The following is a 15,705-nucleotide window of genomic DNA, read 5'->3' on the forward strand; positions in this document are numbered from 1 at the left end:
CGCCGCGAAAGCAAGCGGTTTCGCGGGCTTTTCCCAAATGCAGCAGCCTGCCGTCCCGGCCGGCCTTGCCCTGCGCTGGCCGCTCACTCATAAAGGGCGCGAATCGGCAAGCCGGGCATCAGCGGGAACAGGGCGTTGGAAAAGCAGCAATCGGCCGAGGCGGCGGAGAAGGAAAGACAGCGCAGCTTTCGGCTGCACAATGCAAGCGTACCGGCGCGCCCCCTGGAACCGGCGCTCTATCTGGTGGCGACGCCGATCGGCAACCTCGCCGATATCACCTTGAGGGCGCTGGAGACGATTGCCGGCGCCGATCTGCTCGCCTGCGAAGATACGCGCGTGACGCGGGTGCTGCTCGATCGCTACGGCATCGTCAATCGGCCGGTCGCCTACCACGAACACAATGCCGCCGAGGCCGGGCCGCGGCTGATTGCGGGGCTCGCCGAGGGGAAATCGGTGGCGCTCGTTTCCGATGCCGGTACGCCGCTCGTCTCCGATCCCGGGTATCGCCTGGCGCAACTCGCGGTCGACGCCGGCCACAAGGTCGTTCCCGTCCCCGGCCCGTCGGCGCCGCTTGCCGCCCTCGTCGCGTCGGGACTTCCGAGCGACGCCTTCCTGTTTGCCGGGTTTCTGCCGACCAAGGACAAGGCGAAGCGTGACCGGCTCAGGGAATTCGCCGCTGTGCCAGCGACGCTCCTCTTCTTCGAGTCGCCGCACCGCATCGCCGCCACCGTCGCCGCCGCCGCCGCGGTTTTCGGCGAGGAGAGGAGAGCCGCTGTCTGCCGCGAGCTGACCAAGGCCTTCGAGGAGTTCCGCCGCGGCACGCTCGGCGAGCTCAAAGCCTTTTATGACCAAGGCGCGAGCGTCAAGGGCGAGATCGTGCTGGTGATCGGTCCGCCGGACGCAAAGCCCGTCGCGGAGGCCGCGGACGTGGACGCGCTGCTGAAGGAGCTCGTCCGCGACATGCCGATGGGCAAGGCGGCGACGGAGGCGGCGCGCCGGACCGGACTGCCGCGCAAGGAGCTTTACGATCGACTCCTCAGCCTGAGGGACAGTCATGAAGGCTGAGCGCCCGGCTGCCCGCAAGCTCATGGCGCTGAAGCGCGGCCATCTCGCCGAATACCGAGCCGCGCTCTGCCTGATGCTCAAGGGCTACCGGATCGTCGCGATGCGCTATCGCACCAAGCTCGGCGAGATCGACATCATTGCCCGCCGCGGCGACCTGATCGCCTGCGTCGAAGTCAAGGCCCGGGCGAGTTTCGACGGAGCCGTCTTCGCCGTCTCCGATACGGCGCAGCGGCGGATCAGGGCGGCGAGCGATATCTGGCTGTCGCGCCAGACGGATTTTCACCGCCTCTCGGTCAGCTACGACATCGTCGCCGTCATGCCCTGGCGCTGGCCGCGGCACCTGCCGGACGCGTTTTGATCAAACGATCAAAAATGTAATCGATCCGACACAAAAGCATTACCGGCCTGTCATCGAATGTCACTAGTCCACTGCCCACCGCAACCACGGTGGAGAGGGACCAGCCATGTTGAAAACCATTTCGTTCGCAGCCATTGCTCTTGCATTTTCCACGACGACGTCGCTCGCCGCGACCAACATCACCTGGTGGCACGGCATGGCCGGTCGCAACGGCGAGGTGATCAACGAGGTCGCCCAGAAATTCAACGTCTCCCAGAGCGCCTGCGCCCTGACGCCGGTCAGCAAGGGCACCTATGAGGAAGCGCTTGCCTCCGGCATCGCCGCTTTCCGCTCCGGCGAACAGCCGAACATCCTGCAGGTCTTCGACGCCGGTGCCGCAACCATCATCAACGCCAAGGGCGCCGTCATTCCGGCCGAGGACCTGATCACCAAGGCGGGCTACAGTTTCGACCGTGGCGCTTTCATCGACGGCGTGCGCTATTTCTACGCCGATAGCGAAGGCAAGTTCGTCGGCATGCCGTTCAATTCCTCGGCGCCGATCATGTATATCAACGACGAGGCCCTGAAGAAGGCCGGCGTCGAGGCCCCGAAGACCTGGGAAGAGTTCGAGGCTATCGCACCGAAGCTGAAGGAGGCTGGCTTCATTCCGCTCGTCCAGTCGCAGCTCACCTGGCAGTTCACCGAGAACTTCTTCTCACGCAACAACATCCAGTTCGCCACCAACAACAACGGCTACGACAGCGTCGTCGATACCAAGCTCAAGGTCACCGACCCGAACCTGGAGATGATGTTCGAGAAGCTGAAGGCCTGGAAGGACCAGGGCTACTTCGCTTTCTACGGTGCCGGCTGGAACGACAACCAGAAAGTCTTCGAAGAAGGCAAGGCAGCCCTTTGGATCGGCTCCTCCGGCTCCTTCGGCGGTCTGCAAAAGACTGCGACCATGCCCTTCTCGGCGACCTTCCTGCCCTATTGGAACGCGATCAAGGGCGCCGGCACCAACTCCTTCATCGGCGGCGCCGCACTCTTTGCCATGTCCGGAAAGTCGGACGAGGAAAACAAGTGCGTGGCCGATTTCTTCCAGTTCCTGACCTCGCCGGAAGTCCAGTACTTCTATCACAAGGACACCGGCTATGTTGCGATCACCAAGGCGGCCTATGAGCTCGCCCAGAAGGACGGCTACTACAAGGAAAAGCCGGTCGCCGAAGTCGGCATCAAGCAGCTCCTGCTGCCGGCCGGCGATTGGTCCAGGGGCTACCGCCTTGGCTTCTATCCGCAGATCCGCGAGATCATGGAGCGCGAATACGGCCGCATCTTCTCCGGCGAAGCGACCGTGAAGGATGCCCTAGAAGCGATCGAGAAGGAAGGCAACGAACTGCTCGCCCGTTTCGCCAAGACCGCCGGCTGATTGCGATGAGCGAGGCGAGCCCCTCACCATTCCCCTTTCCCCGCGCGCGGGGAAAGGGGAATGCCGCCGACAATGGAGCGTCCCTTCTCCCCGCCAGTGCGGGGAGAAGGTGGCGGGCAGGCCGGATGAGGGGCCGCTCCAAAGATCAAGGAGAGCAGGCAGCCGCCAAGCGCGTGCAATTCGCCTCGCCTTTCCTGCCCTATCTCTTTCTCGCGCCGCAGCTCGCGATCATCTTCGTGTTCTTCTACTGGCCGTCTGCCCAGGCGATCCAGTCCTCCTTCTATCTCGAGGATCCGTTCGGTTTCGGCTCCACCTTCGTCGGCCTCACGAACTATGCCGACGTCCTGAAGTCGACCGAGTATTTCGGCATAGCGCGGTTCACGGCCATCTTCACCGCCCTCGTCACCTTCTTCGCGCTGGCGATCGGGCTCCTGCTCGCCGTCAAGGCGGACGGCGTCATTCGCGGCAACGCGACCTACAAGACGCTGCTCATCTGGGTCTATGCGATCGCCCCGCCTGCCGCCGGCCTGATCGGCATGATGTTCTTCAACCAGCATATCGGCCCGCTCGTCGAATTCGCCCGCTGGTTCGGTTGGGACATCAAAGTCGGGCTCGATTATTTCGACACGGCCTTCGCGATGATCGTCGTCGCGGTCTGGAAGCAAATCCCCTACAACTTCATCTTCTTCCTTTCGGGACTTCAGGGCATTCCGGTGTCGGTGCGCGAGGCGGCGGCGATCGATTGCCGCTCGGAACTGCGCCGCTTCTGGACGGTCATCCTGCCGCTGCTGGCGCCGACTGCCTTCTTCCTGCTGATCATCAACGTCACCTATGCGCTTTTCGATACGTTCGGCATCATCGACGTGATGGTGAAGGACAAGGCCGCCAACAACCCGATCACGCTCGTCTACAAAGTCTACATGGACGGCTTCCGCGGCAACGATCTCGGCGGCTCCTCGGCGCAATCGGTGATCCTCATGCTGATCGTCCTGGTGCTCACCGTCTTCCAGTTCCGCTTCATCGAGCGGCGCGTGCACTATAATTGAGGTGATGCCGATGCATCGCACCCGTTTGCTCGACCACGTCATTCTTCTGATCGGCGTCTTCATCATGGTGATGCCCGTCGTCGTCGCCTTCATGACCTCGACCCACGAGGCGGCAGACATCCACCGCAATGGCCTCAGTCTCACCTGGGGCGGCCATTTCGCCGAGACTTATGAGACGGTTCTGGCCCGCGAGGGCGGTTTCACCGGCAAGGTCACCGGCTTCAACATGATGCTGAACTCCATGATCCTCGGCGTCGGCTTTGCCGTCGGCAAGATCGTGCTCTCGATGCTGGCGGCCTATGCGATCGTCTATTTCCGCTTTCCGCTGGCGAGCTTGTTCTTCTGGGTGATCTTCACGACGCTGCTCCTGCCGCTCGAGGTCCGCATCCTGCCCTCCTACGAGGTGATGAATGCCCTGAGGCTGACGAACACCTATACCGGGCTGATCGTGCCGCTTCTCGCCTCTGCGACCGGCACCTTCTATTTCCGCCAATTCTTCAAGTCGGTACCGGACGAACTCCTGGAGGCGGCGCGGATCGACGGCGCGGGGCCGTTCAAGTTCTTCATCGACGTGCTGGTGCCGCTGTCGCGCACCATGATGGCGGCGATCTTCATCATCATGTTCGTCTACGGCTGGAACCAGTATCTCTGGCCGACGCTGATGACGACGGACGAGGGCTTCTTCACGCTGGTGCGCGGCATCAAGCAGATCCTGCTCGTCTGGGTCGGCTCCAACATTCCCGATTACAACGAGGCCTTTGCGCTGGCCATCCTCGCCATGCTGCCGCCGGTTATAATCGTCGTCATGTTCCAGCGCTGGTTCATCAAGGGACTTACTGAGAGCGACAAATAGAGCATTTCCCGGCGAAGTGTGCGGCGGTTCGCCGTCGGAAATGCGCAGACACAAAGTGGAACGACCGGAGGCGCGGCGGGTTTTAGATCCGTTCCCGCTCCGCATTCCTCATTGACCAACGGAGCTAGCCATGGCGGCGATCGATATCGCAGAGGTCTAAAAATCTACTCGGGCAATGTCGAGGCCGTAAAGTCGGTCTCGATCGACATTGCCGACGGCGAGTTCATCGTGCTCGTAGGCCCCTCCGGCTGCGGCAAGTCAACGCTTCTGCGCATGGTCGCCGGGCTGGAGACGATCTCGAAAGGCAGCGTGACGATCGGCACGCGCCTCGTCAACGATGTCGATCCGGCCGAACGCGACATCGCCATGGTCTTCCAGAATTATGCGCTCTATCCGCACATGACGGTTTACCAGAACCTGGCCTATGGCCTCAGGAACCGGAAGACGCCGAAGGCGGAGATCGACGCGCGCGTCGCGGAAGCCGCGCGGATGCTGGAGATCGAGCCCTATCTCGACCGCAAACCGCGGGCGCTTTCGGGCGGCCAGCGCCAGCGCGTCGCCATGGGCCGGGCGATCGTCCGCAAGCCGGCCGCTTTTCTCTTCGACGAGCCGCTTTCGAACCTCGATGCGAAGCTGCGGGCCTCGATGCGCGGCGAGATCAAGCGGTTGCAGAAGCGGCTCGGTACCACCTCGCTCTACGTGACCCACGACCAGCTTGAGGCGATGACGCTCGCCGATCGGCTGGTGGTGCTGAACGGCGGCCGCATCGAGCAGATCGGCCGGCCGCTCGAGGTCTATCACGCACCGGCCTCGACCTTCGTCGCGAGCTTCATCGGCTCGCCGGCGATGAACCTCCTCAAGGGCATGCTCGAAGGCGGCCGCCTGCATATCGGCACGCATGCGATCGACCTCGACTATCCGGCGCCGACCCGGGGGCCGGTGACCGTCGGGCTCAGGGCGGAAGACTTGCGCCCGGCATCTGCCGGCGAGCAGGCCTTGCTCTTCCGCGTCGACTATGTCGAGGAACTCGGAGCACAACGCCTGGTGCACGGCGCGGTCGAGGATCAGCCGCTGACCGTCGCGTTGCCGCCGGAAACGCCGCTTTCCAGCGAGCTTGCCATCGCCATCCCGATGGATCGCCTGCATTTCTTCTCGGCGGAGAACGGCAAGCGGCTTCATCGTCAAGAGCGGGCGGATGGCATGGCCGGTGCCGCGCCGGCCCGTCCGCACGCCGTGAATTTGGAGCCTGTGTCGTGATTGAGAAAGCCGTATCGACCCTTGCTGTTCCTTCGCGAGAGCACCGCGAGGGCATTGCCCGGACGGAACGCAGCATCCCTACCCATGACGCGATCATGGCCGGGATCGAGGCGATGAACACGATCGAGGTCGGCGGCGCCGCCACGACGCCAGCGCCGCTTGCCTTTCCCTTCACTGTTGCTGCCTGGAACCTCGAGCGCTGCCTGTTTCCCGAAGAAAGCGCCGAGCATCTCCGCGCGACCGGGGCGCGGCTCGTGCTGCTTTCGGAGATGGACAACGGCATGGCCCGCACCGGCCAGCGCCACACGACGGCCGAGATTGCGAGCGCGTTGGAAATGCAATACGCCTACGGCGTCGAGTTCATCGAGCTCGGCCTCGGCTCCGATACCGAGCGCGAATTCTGCAAGGACGACTTCAACGACAAGGGCTTCCACGGCAATGCCTTGCTGACCGCCGTGCCCCTCCGGCGTCCCTTCCTGTTGCGGCTTTGCGGGGAGCGCCTGTGGTTCAGGGACGAGACCGATCAGCCGCGTCTCGGCGAGCGCTGCGCCGTCGGTGCCGTGATCGAGACCGAAGCGGGTCCCTTCGTCGCCGTTTCCACGCATTTGGAAAGCGCCACGACCGCCGCCTATCGCGAGCGGCAGATGAAGGAACTGATCGATCAGCTGGACACCGCCTTTCCCGAACTTCCGATCCTGATCGGCGGCGATCTCAATACGGGAAACCATATCGGCGGCGATTTCGAGGCGGAGGGCCTCTTTGCGGCGAGCGCTGCACGCGGCTTCACCCGCCACGGCGGACCGCTCGATCAAATGACCACCCGTCCGAGCCTGATCACCCGTTGGCCGAAACGGGCGATGAAGCTCGACTGGTTCTTAGCGCGGGGGCTGAAGATCGGCGAGAGCCGCATCGTTCCCTCGCTCGACACCTCAGGGCGGCCGCTCTCCGATCACGACCTCATCACCTGCCTCGTCGAGGGTTTCCAATAGGCGCCGGTCTCCTTGCCTAAGCGCCTTGCGCATTCTACATGTGGCGGGCCTCCTGTGGCGGTGTCCGCCGTTGCGGGTGCATGATCGTCGCGGTAGCGCTTTGAATTGCTGTATGATTTCGCCGAAGCGATTTCCGCCTTGGGCGAATGCGGCAGGGGAACCAACGGGAACGGGAAAATGGCAGGAATCGTCAATGTCGGGGTCCAAATGGACCATGTCTCGGGCATCACCATTGCGGGCGATTCCACCTTTGCCATGAGCCTCGAGGCACAGGCGCGCGGGTACCGGCTGTTCCACTACACGCCCGACAAGCTGTCGCTGCGTGACGGCAAGGTCTATGCGACCGCGCAGCAGATGACGCTGCGCGACGTCAAGGGCGACCATTTCACGCTGGACGAGCCCGAGCGGATCGATCTTTCGACCATGGACGTCATCCTGCTTCGCCAGGATCCGCCCTTCGACATGGCCTATATCACCTCGACGCATCTTCTGGAGCGGCTTCACCCGAAGACGCTCGTCGTCAACGACCCGGCCTGGGTGCGCAATTCGCCGGAGAAAATCTTCGTCACCGAATTTCCCGACCTGATGCCGCGGACGCTGATCACGCGGGATGCGAGCGAGATCGCCCGCTTCCGCGAGGAGATGGGCGACATCATCCTGAAGCCGCTCTACGGCAATGGCGGCGCCGGGGTCTTCCATTCGGCGCGCGACGATCGCAATCTCTCGTCGCTGCTTGAAATGTTCGGCCAGATGTTTCGCGAGCCCTTCATTGCCCAGGAATATCTGCCGGCGGTCCGAAAGGGCGACAAACGCATCCTGCTCGTCAATGGCGAGCCGGTTGGCGCCATCAACCGCGTCCCGGCCGAACACGACGCCCGCTCCAACATGCATGTCGGCGGCCGCGCCGAGGCGACCGAGCTCACCGCTCGCGAGAAGGAAATCTGCGCCCGCATCGGACCGGCGCTGAAAGAGCGCGGCTTCCTCTTCGTCGGCATCGATGTCATCGGGGATTACATGACCGAAATCAACGTCACTTCGCCGACTGGCATCCGCGAGGTCAAGAAGTTCGGCGGCGCCGATGTCGCCAGCATGCTCTGGGATGCAATCGAAAAGAAACGCGGCTGACCTCCGCAATCGTTTAGGAACGTTCGACCTACCCGGTCGGCACACGCCGATTTCACCTCACGCGCGTTTGTTCTATTATTGTTCTTGTTTTTGAGCGCGTACCGTGCAAGATTTGGCTTGCTACCGGCGGCGGTTGTGCGGTGCAGGCTGGAGCAATGGGGGCATCATGGTCGCGCGCGTCAGCACGGTTGCGTTTCAGGGTATCGAGGGCGTTCCGGTCGACGTCCAGGTAATGGTGGCTCCTGGCAAGGTCGGCATGCAGATCGTCGGGCTGCCGGACAAGGCCGTTGCCGAAAGCCGCGAACGCGTCCAGGCGGCGCTGCACGCCTCGGGCCTGGCGCTGCCGGCCAAGCGGGTCACCGTCAATCTGGCGCCGGCCGACCTGCCCAAGGAAGGCAGCCATTTCGACCTCGCCATCGCGCTCGGCCTGATGGCGGCGCTCGGCGCCATCCCAGCGGATGCACTTTCCGGCTTTGTGGTCATCGGCGAGCTTAATCTCGACGGCACGATCGCTCCAGTTGCCGGCGCGCTGCCGGCGGCGATCGGGGCCAATGGACTCGGCAAGGGGCTGATCTGCCCAGCCCAAAGCGGCGCTGAAGCGGCCTGGGCCGGCGCCGAGATCAATATCCTGGCGCCGCGCAGCCTGATTGCCATCGCCAATCATTTCCGCGGCACGCAGGTGCTCTCCCGCCCCGAACCGGCGGTCCGGGCGGCCGCCGCCGATCTTCCCGATCTCGCCGACATCAAGGGCCAGGAAAGCGCCAAACGGGCGCTGGAGGTCGCGGCCGCCGGCAATCACAATCTCCTGATGGTAGGCCCTCCCGGTTCCGGCAAGTCGATGCTGGCGTCGCGTCTGCCGTCCATCCTGCCGCCGCTCTCCCCAGCCGAACTGCTCGAAGTGTCGATGATCCATTCGATCGCCGGGCAATTGGCGGGCGGCAAGCTCTCCGACCGCCGGCCGTTCCGTGCGCCGCACCATTCCGCCACCATGGCGGCGCTGATCGGCGGCGGTTTGCGGGCAAAACCCGGGGAGGCGTCGCTCGCCCATCATGGCGTCCTGTTTCTCGACGAGTTTCCGGAGTTTCCCCCGCAGGTGCTCGATGCGCTGCGCCAGCCGCTCGAAACCGCCGAATGCGTCATTGCGCGCGCCAATCACCGTGTGAGCTACCCGGCGGCGATCCAGCTCGTCGCCGCGATGAACCCCTGCCGCTGCGGCATGGCCGGCGAGCCGGGCCGCAGCTGCGCCCGCGGCCCGCGCTGCATGGCCGATTACCAGGCTCGGATTTCCGGTCCGCTGATGGACCGCATCGATATCCGCATCGACGTGCCCGCCGTCAGTGCCGCCGACCTCATCCGCCCCGGCACGGCGGAGGCAAGCGCCGTCGTCGCGCGCCGCGTCGCCCGCGCCCGCGAGTTGCAGCGGGGTCGCCTCGCCGCCCTCGGCCATCCGGAATTGACGAGCAATGCCCGGGCATCGACGGCGATGATCGAGAGAATCGCCGAACCCGACTCGGCGGGGCTGCAGCTCCTCAGGGACGCCGCGGAAAAGATGAAGTTCTCGGCGCGCGGCTATCACCGTGTACTGAAGGTGGCCCGCACGCTCGCCGATCTCGACGAAGCACCGACCGTCGGACGGATCCATCTCGCCGAAGCGATCTCCTATCGCGTCGCCGGCGAGCGCCTGCCGGTAGCGGCGTAGCGCTCGCCTGGCCCAGTTGCACAAATCCAAGTCCATCTCTCAAGGCCCGCTATCGTGTTCCCCTTCAACGGCACCTTCCAACCAAACGGTTTCGTTATGCCGCTCGCCCTTGTGGCAGGCATTCTCCTTGGACCGGCCGTGGGGTCGGCAGTGTCCGAGAACCCAAGCAAGCTCTCCTATGGGGCGAGAATCGGCATGACGATGACGATCGTTTCGAAGGAGGGAATTGGAACGGCAAACGCTGTGATCCGCCTGAAGCACACGCCGCAGGACGCGAAAGTCTTCTGCGTCGAATATCTCCGCGATGACTCGTTGCGCTGCATTGGAGACGTGATCGCGACGACGAAGCTCGCTGACCGCGTCACCGGCAATTGCGTCGAGCGCACCTGGACGGACATGCATGGCTCCAGCTATTCCTTTCACGGCTCCGCCAGGCAGTCTCCTGAAATGATCAAGAAAGGGCTGCTGTCGGAGACGGACTATCTCATCCGCCGCGACGGTGACGAGGCTTTTCTCCCAAACCTTTCGCTTGCCTCCTACGCCGAGAGGCTCGAAATTTTTCAAAGCCTTTGCCCCGGAATTGCGAAATAGCGCCACGAAACGGCGAAGCGTGCTGCACTACAGCGTCCGCGCCCCCTTTCAGGCGATCGCGATCAGGGACGGCGGGATGAACCTTTCATCGCCGAGTTCGCCTCGAAGATGAGATCGATGAGGGAGGTGCGGAGAATGCGAAAGCGGCTTCGACCAAGGCCGACCTCATGAACAAGCCCAGCGATTGGCACGAGATCGTCGTGTCGCTGAACAGCGAAGGGATCGAGCGCGGTGGGCGGAAAACCGAGCACCTCCTCTCATCCCGCTCCGCAGTGCCCGCGCCTCTACCCGCCCAGCCCCTCGAAAAGCACCGTCGAAAGATAACGCTCCGCAAAGGACGGAATGATCACCACGATCATCTTGCCGGCATTCTCCTCGCGCCGGCCGACTTCGATCGCCGCCTGGAGCGCGGCGCCGGAGGAGATACCGACCGGCACGCCTTCGAGCGTGGCGACGAGCCGTGCCACTTCGACCGCTTCGCCCGCATTCACGGTGACGACCTCGTCATAGATCGAGGTGTCGAGGATCGGCGGCGCGAAGCCAGCGCCGATGCCCTGGATCTTGTGCGGTCCCGGCGTGCCGCCCGAGAGAACCGGCGACTCCTCGGGCTCGACGGCAATCACCTTGACCGACGGCTTGCGCGCCTTCAGCACTTGACCGGCGCCGGTGATCGTGCCGCCGGTGCCGATGCCGGAAACAAGGATATCGACGCTGCCTTCGGTGTCGTTCCAGATTTCCTCGGCGGTCGTCCTGCGATGGATTTCCGGATTGGCCGGGTTTTCGAACTGTTGCGGGATGATGGCGTCGGGCAGCGTCTCGGTGAGTTCCTGCGCCTTGGCGATGGCGCCCTTCATGCCCTTTGCCCCTTCGGTCAGCACCAATTCGGCGCCGAGCAGCGACAGCATCTTGCGCCGCTCGACCGACATCGTTTCGGGCATGGTGAGGATCAGCCTGTAGCCTTTAGCGGCGGCCACGAAGGCAAGCGCTATGCCGGTATTGCCCGATGTCGGCTCGATCAGCGTCGTCCGGCCGGGCTCGATCTTGCCCTCCGCCTCAAGCGCTTCGATCATCGCGACGCCGATGCGGTCCTTGACCGAGGCGATCGGATTGAAGAACTCGAGCTTGGCAAGCAGGTTCGCCTTCACGCCCTTTTCGCTGGCGAGCCTGTCCAGCCGCACGATGGGAGTGTCGCCGATCGTTTCGGTGATTGATGAAAAGACGCGGCCGCGGCCGGGCTTGCGCGCTTCTGGCATTGTACTTCTCCCGTTGCTCAAGATGGTTGTCATGAGAATAGGAACAATCAACGGTCCATTCCAGAGCGGGAAAGCGCCGGATGCGGGCAGGCGAAGGAAAAAGCGATAGCAAACCCGCCGGTTGGAGCATGTTTTTCCGGTCGGTGGATAGCACGGCGTGGAAAGTTCCGCTTGAGAACGCCGCACCATCGCTCGCAAAAATTGACCCGGTGACAAGAACGGCGTTGCTAGCGACTCGTTGAGCCGTGCACGTTCCGGAAAAACTGCGGAAGGGGAACGGCCTTGCCCGAAACTCACAATCTCATCGGCTTCGCGCTGATTGCGCTCGGCATGGTACTGACGCCGGGACCGAACATGATCTACCTGATCTCCCGTTCGATCTGCCAAGGCCCGGGCGCCGGCCTTGTCTCGCTCGGCGGCGTGGCACTCGGCTTCGTCTTCTACATGGTCTTCGCCGCGCTCGGCATCACCGCCCTGTTGCTCGCGGTTCCCTTCGCCCACAACGTGCTGTGCTTCGCCGGCGCACTCTATCTCCTCTTCCTCGCCTGGCAGGCCGTGAAGCCCGGCGGTCGCTCGCCGTTCCAGGTCCGCGACCTGCCGCAGGACGGACCGCGCAAGCTCTTCGTCATGGGCCTCGTCACCAGCCTGCTCAATCCGAAGGTGGCGGCGCTCTACCTTTCGCTGCTGCCGCAGTTCATCCGACCGGAATCCGGAAGCGTGCTCCTGCAGTCGCTCGTTTTCGGCAGCCTGCAGATCGCAATCAGCGTCAGCGTCAATGTGCTGATCGCCGTGACCGCCGGGTCGATCGCCGCCTTCCTCGCAGGCCGGCCCCTCTTCATGCTGGTGCAGCGCTGGATGATGAGCACCGTGCTCGCCAGCCTCGCCGTCAGCATGGCTGCCGAGGCGCGCCGGTAGGCGAGGTCACCCGTGAAAGGCCAGCTTGCACCCGGGGGACCGTTGCGCGATCCTCTTCGGCGGAGATTTTGACCATGTCCGGCAGATCAACATCCTTCAGCTTGACCGCGGCCCATGTTGCGCAGGTCCACAGAGCGATTGCGGACGGCGGTCCGGGATCCGGAGCGCAACTGCACACAGATGCGGACTATGACCACTGGGTGGCGCGGATAATGAAGTGCCATCCGGCTCCGGGCTTGCCAACCTTGCTCTTCGCCTATGGATCACTGATCTGGAGGCCGGAGATCGAGCATGTCAGGGAAGAGATCGGCATCGCCCGGGGCTGGCATCGTTCGTTCTGCTTGCGGATGCTTCGCTTTCGGGGCACACCCGATGAGCCGGGTCTGATGATGGCCCTCGACCGCGGCGGGCAGTGCCGCGGCGTTCTCTACGAACTGCCGAACGACGACCTCGAAGGCCAGCTCGGAAGGCTGTTCCGGCGTGAGTTCACCTATAAGCCGCCCAACAGCATGCCCCGCTGGATCAAGGTCGAGACGGGGCAGGGATCCGTTCCCGCTCTGGGTTTCGTCATGAACCGCGCTTCGTCATTCTATACCGGAAGCCTTCCTCTCGAGGCCGTCGCCGAAGTCCTGGCGCGCGCCTGCGGCCATGTCGGCTCGGGCGCGGAGTATCTCCTCAACACGGTAACGCATCTTGAAGCCAGGGGCATTCGAGATCGCAATTTGTGGCGCCTACAAGCGCTCGTAGCGGAGTGCATCGAGCGCGATGGAGCCGCGGCGTCAAGCGAGCTCATTCAAACACTGGACGCATGAAGCTGCGCTCGTAGCTTAGAATGCAGCGCGTCTCCTCGGCATAGGCGAAGGCCGCTTGGCATTCAGGATAGGCGGCCATCTGCTCGCGATAGGTCTCGTAGGCTGCGAGCGAGGGAAAGCTGAAGAGCGCGAGCGCAATATTGTTGGCGCCCTCATGCGGCATGAAATAGCCGTGATGGCTGCCGCCGAGCCGGTTCACCAGCGGAATCCAGAGCTTGGCGTAATGCTCGAATTCCTTGAGCTTGTAAGGATCGATGACGTATTTCAAATAGCAGGTGATCATCAGGCGCTCCGTTCGGCGTGCTGCTTGATACGTGGGGCCGAACGAAGCGTCCAGCCGAGATTGCTGCCGGCCGCTGCCAGCAGGATCGCGGCCGATCCCAGGATCTGCACGGGCTGCAATTGGTGCCCGAAGGCAATGCGGTCGACCAGGATTGCGGCGATAGGGTAGATGAAAGAAAGCGCGCCCGTCACATGGGTCGGCAGCCGCTGGATCGCGCCATAGAGCAGGATGTACATGATGCCGGTGTGGACGACGCCGATGGTGATCAGCAAGGTCCACTGGATTGCGCTCTGCGGCAGCGGCGCCGTCATGGCAAAGGGGGCGAGCATCGCCGCGCCGGTCAAGACCTGGATCAGCGCGATAAGCTGCGGCGGCGTGCCCTTGAGCAGCTTGGTGACGATCGCCGCAATGGCGTAGAAGAAGGCGGCGCCGAGCGAGAGGGCGATCCCTGCGAGATAATGACCGGTTCCGGCTCCGCCCGCCGGCTTTGCGGAGACGATCGCCAGCATGCCGATGAAGGCGACCGAGAGCCAGAACAGCTTGGTTGGGGTGATCTTCTCGCCGAGGAAAAGCGCCCCGAGCCCGAGCAGCATGAAGGGCTGCGTGTTGTAGACCATCGTCGCAATCGAGATCGAGGCGTGCGAATAGGCTTCGAAAAGCAGCAGCCAGTTGATGACGATCGCCACACCGCCGAGCACGGAAAGCCCGACGACCTTCGGACGCAAGTGCCTGAGATCGATGAGGCCGAGGGCTGCGGCAAGGATTGCGAGCGTCACGGCCCCGAAGACGCAGCGCCAGAAGACGACGCCGGCGACCGGCTGTCCCGACATCAGTACGAACCAGCCGATAGTTCCCGATATCAGCATTGCCGCCGTCATTTCCGCGCTTCCGCGCCGCAAATCCTTGTTCATCGCTCTCGCTCCACTGATGACTTGACCGCCAGAGTAATGAGTCTGCTGATGCGAATATAGGGATTGACGAAGGAGATTGTGAGAGAATGCCTAATTGTGTAAGGGGAACTTCCCAAGTTGACTTACGGAGTTGCCGATGCTGGACGAACTTGACCGTCGTATCCTGGAAATTCTCGCCGCGAACGCCCGCGTGTCGCTGAAGGAACTCGCGCTGGAAGCGGGGCTCTCCTCGCCGAGCGCTGCCGAGAGGCTGCGCAAGCTAGAGGAGCGTGGCGTGATCAACGGCTTTACCGTCTCCGTCAACCCGGCGCGGCTCGGCTATCCGCTGCAGGCGGTGGTCCGCGTCCGGCCGATGCCGGGCATGCTGCACATCGTCGAAAAGCTGATCCAGGAGACACCGGAAATCGTCGAATGCGACAAGATCACCGGTGACGATTGCTTCATCGCCAAGATGCTCGTCCGTGACATGGGCGAGCTCGACACGATCCTCGATCGCATCGCCGAAAAGGCGCAGACCAACACCTCGATCGTTAAGTCGACGCCGGTCAAGCGGCGCCTGCCGCCGCTATAGATTCTTGTTTATGCATGTCGTTATCCCAAAACCGCTGCACACTTTTGGCGGACATGCATCAGTTAGCTCCCGTCGAGCCGAAACCGCCGGCGCCGCGCTCGGTCGGCGCGGCGCCGTCTGCCTCGCGGATCGCCACCTGGATCACCGGGGCGATCACCATCTGGGCGATGCGGATGCCGCGCTCGACGATGAAATCCGTCTCGCCGAGATTGATGAGCAGCACCTTCACTTCGCCGCGATAGTCGCTGTCGATCGTGCCCGGCGTGTTGAGGCAAGTGATGCCGTGCTTGAAGGCAAGTCCGGAGCGCGGTCGCACCTGGCCCTCGTGGCCGGCGGGGATCTCGAAGATGAAGCCCGTGGGCACCAGCGCGCGAGCGCCGGGCGGAATCGTCATCGGCTGATCAGCGGGCACGGCGGCTCGCAGGTCCATGCCCGCGGCCCCGGCCGTCTCATAGGCAGGCAGGTCGAGGTCTCGCGCGTGCGGCAGACGGACGAGAGCGAGAGCAGGGTGGTCTATGGAATTGTGCATGGCCATTCCGCCATAAGCAGGATCGGTCTCCCGGCAGTCAATT

Annotated in this window: 16 protein-coding genes and 1 pseudogene; 13 read left to right on the plus strand and 4 right to left on the minus strand. The window is 63.4% G+C overall.

The genetic code is table 11. The features are described from left to right. The first annotated feature begins 135 nt into the window (after positions 1 to 135). The 10 genes and pseudogenes from rsmI to NXT3_RS01665 all read left to right on the plus strand — a co-directional run bounded on the left by rsmI (position 136) and on the right by NXT3_RS01665 (position 10,388). The gene (rsmI, locus tag NXT3_RS01620; RefSeq protein WP_234828074.1) at positions 136 to 1,065 is read left to right on the plus strand and encodes a 16S rRNA (cytidine(1402)-2'-O)-methyltransferase; all 930 of its coding nucleotides are present in this window, start codon (positions 136 to 138) and stop codon (positions 1,063 to 1,065) included. Next, a complete protein-coding gene (locus NXT3_RS01625) occupies positions 1,055 to 1,423 on the plus strand; it encodes a YraN family protein (protein WP_097525499.1) in 369 nt (122 codons plus the stop codon). Before rsmI ends, NXT3_RS01625 begins: the two co-directional genes overlap by 11 nt. A gap of 106 nt (positions 1,424 to 1,529) precedes the next feature. Next, positions 1,530 to 2,828, plus strand: coding sequence for an extracellular solute-binding protein (locus tag NXT3_RS01630; protein WP_104838691.1), 1,299 nt, complete (start codon positions 1,530 to 1,532; stop codon positions 2,826 to 2,828). A 125-nt stretch (positions 2,829 to 2,953) separates the two neighbouring features. Next, complete coding sequence (locus NXT3_RS01635; protein ID WP_199773315.1) at positions 2,954 to 3,874, plus strand: ABC transporter permease subunit; 921 nt, start codon at positions 2,954 to 2,956, stop codon at positions 3,872 to 3,874. Positions 3,875 to 3,884: 10 nt separating this feature from the next. Next, entirely contained in the window at positions 3,885 to 4,727 is an 843-nt protein-coding gene (ugpE, locus tag NXT3_RS01640) for a sn-glycerol-3-phosphate ABC transporter permease UgpE (RefSeq protein WP_104839913.1), read from the plus strand. 130 nt (positions 4,728 to 4,857) lie between these two features. Next, positions 4,858 to 5,984 (plus strand): annotated as a pseudogene (locus NXT3_RS01645) (sn-glycerol-3-phosphate import ATP-binding protein UgpC). Next, the gene (locus NXT3_RS01650) at positions 5,981 to 6,973 is read left to right on the plus strand and encodes an endonuclease/exonuclease/phosphatase family protein (RefSeq protein WP_199773316.1); all 993 of its coding nucleotides are present in this window, start codon (positions 5,981 to 5,983) and stop codon (positions 6,971 to 6,973) included. The pseudogene NXT3_RS01645 and the gene NXT3_RS01650 overlap by 4 nt, the downstream one beginning before the upstream one ends. 177 nt (positions 6,974 to 7,150) lie before the next feature. Beyond that, entirely contained in the window at positions 7,151 to 8,098 is a 948-nt protein-coding gene (gshB, locus tag NXT3_RS01655; protein WP_097525504.1) for a glutathione synthase, read from the plus strand. A gap of 166 nt (positions 8,099 to 8,264) precedes the next feature. Continuing rightward, a complete protein-coding gene (locus tag NXT3_RS01660) occupies positions 8,265 to 9,797 on the plus strand; it encodes a YifB family Mg chelatase-like AAA ATPase (RefSeq protein WP_097525505.1) in 1,533 nt (510 codons plus the stop codon). Positions 9,798 to 9,947: 150 nt separating this feature from the next. Then, positions 9,948 to 10,388 (plus strand): hypothetical protein, encoded by a 441-nt coding sequence (locus NXT3_RS01665; protein ID WP_144353212.1) that lies wholly within the window; start codon positions 9,948 to 9,950, stop codon positions 10,386 to 10,388. A 284-nt stretch (positions 10,389 to 10,672) separates the two neighbouring features. Here NXT3_RS01665 and cysK read toward each other — a convergent pair whose 3' ends face one another. After that, complete coding sequence (cysK, locus tag NXT3_RS01675; protein WP_037420937.1) at positions 10,673 to 11,641, minus strand: cysteine synthase A; 969 nt, start codon at positions 11,639 to 11,641, stop codon at positions 10,673 to 10,675. A gap of 282 nt (positions 11,642 to 11,923) precedes the next feature. On the opposite strand from cysK, the gene NXT3_RS01680 reads away from it, so the two are divergent. Together NXT3_RS01680 and NXT3_RS01685 are read left to right on the plus strand one after the other, a co-directional pair. Continuing rightward, a complete protein-coding gene (locus NXT3_RS01680; RefSeq protein ID WP_104838694.1) occupies positions 11,924 to 12,556 on the plus strand; it encodes a LysE family translocator in 633 nt (210 codons plus the stop codon). 74 nt (positions 12,557 to 12,630) lie between these two features. Continuing rightward, entirely contained in the window at positions 12,631 to 13,368 is a 738-nt protein-coding gene (locus NXT3_RS01685) for a gamma-glutamylcyclotransferase (protein ID WP_097525509.1), read from the plus strand. Here NXT3_RS01685 and NXT3_RS01690 read toward each other — a convergent pair. Continuing rightward, positions 13,346 to 13,651 carry an NIPSNAP family protein gene (locus tag NXT3_RS01690; protein WP_104838695.1) on the minus strand — a complete coding sequence of 102 codons (306 nt, stop codon included), beginning with the start codon at positions 13,649 to 13,651 and terminating at the stop codon, positions 13,346 to 13,348. The genes NXT3_RS01685 and NXT3_RS01690 overlap by 23 nt on opposite strands. Next, a complete protein-coding gene (locus NXT3_RS01695) occupies positions 13,651 to 14,562 on the minus strand; it encodes a DMT family transporter (RefSeq protein ID WP_104838696.1) in 912 nt (303 codons plus the stop codon). The genes NXT3_RS01690 and NXT3_RS01695 overlap by 1 nt, the downstream gene beginning before the upstream one ends. Positions 14,563 to 14,698: 136 nt before the next feature. Between NXT3_RS01695 and NXT3_RS01700 the strand changes: the two genes are divergently transcribed. Next, positions 14,699 to 15,133, plus strand: a complete 435-nt coding sequence (locus tag NXT3_RS01700; protein WP_037420924.1) for an Lrp/AsnC family transcriptional regulator — start codon at positions 14,699 to 14,701, stop codon at positions 15,131 to 15,133. Between the two features lie 58 nt (positions 15,134 to 15,191). Here the strand turns inward: NXT3_RS01700 and dut are convergent, their stop codons facing one another. Further along, a complete protein-coding gene (gene dut, locus NXT3_RS01705; protein WP_104838697.1) occupies positions 15,192 to 15,668 on the minus strand; it encodes a dUTP diphosphatase in 477 nt (158 codons plus the stop codon). Positions 15,669 to 15,705: the final 37 nt, after the last annotated feature.

It is taken from the genome of Sinorhizobium fredii, from assembly GCF_002944405.1.
GTDB classification, from domain to species: domain Bacteria; phylum Pseudomonadota; class Alphaproteobacteria; order Rhizobiales; family Rhizobiaceae; genus Sinorhizobium; species Sinorhizobium fredii_C.

Bases quoted from the DNA above. Each gene is read 5' to 3' on its own strand.
- NXT3_RS01685 (WP_097525509.1), top strand. From the start codon at position 12,631: ATGTCCGGCAGATCAACATCCTTCAGCTTGACCGCGGCCCATGTTGCG.
- dut (WP_104838697.1), bottom strand. From the start codon at position 15,668: ATGGCCATGCACAATTCCATAGACCACCCTGCTCTCGCTCTCGTCCGT.
- NXT3_RS01695 (WP_104838696.1), bottom strand. From the start codon at position 14,562: ATGAACAAGGATTTGCGGCGCGGAAGCGCGGAAATGACGGCGGCAATG.
- NXT3_RS01625 (WP_097525499.1), top strand. From the start codon at position 1,055: ATGAAGGCTGAGCGCCCGGCTGCCCGCAAGCTCATGGCGCTGAAGCGC.
- NXT3_RS01690 (WP_104838695.1), bottom strand. From the start codon at position 13,651: ATGATCACCTGCTATTTGAAATACGTCATCGATCCTTACAAGCTCAAG.
- cysK (WP_037420937.1), bottom strand. From the start codon at position 11,641: ATGCCAGAAGCGCGCAAGCCCGGCCGCGGCCGCGTCTTTTCATCAATC.
- gshB (WP_097525504.1), top strand. From the start codon at position 7,151: ATGGCAGGAATCGTCAATGTCGGGGTCCAAATGGACCATGTCTCGGGC.
- NXT3_RS01630 (WP_104838691.1), top strand. From the start codon at position 1,530: ATGTTGAAAACCATTTCGTTCGCAGCCATTGCTCTTGCATTTTCCACG.
- ugpE (WP_104839913.1), top strand. From the start codon at position 3,885: ATGCATCGCACCCGTTTGCTCGACCACGTCATTCTTCTGATCGGCGTC.
- NXT3_RS01700 (WP_037420924.1), top strand. From the start codon at position 14,699: ATGCTGGACGAACTTGACCGTCGTATCCTGGAAATTCTCGCCGCGAAC.
- NXT3_RS01635 (WP_199773315.1), top strand. From the start codon at position 2,954: ATGAGGGGCCGCTCCAAAGATCAAGGAGAGCAGGCAGCCGCCAAGCGC.
- NXT3_RS01660 (WP_097525505.1), top strand. From the start codon at position 8,265: ATGGTCGCGCGCGTCAGCACGGTTGCGTTTCAGGGTATCGAGGGCGTT.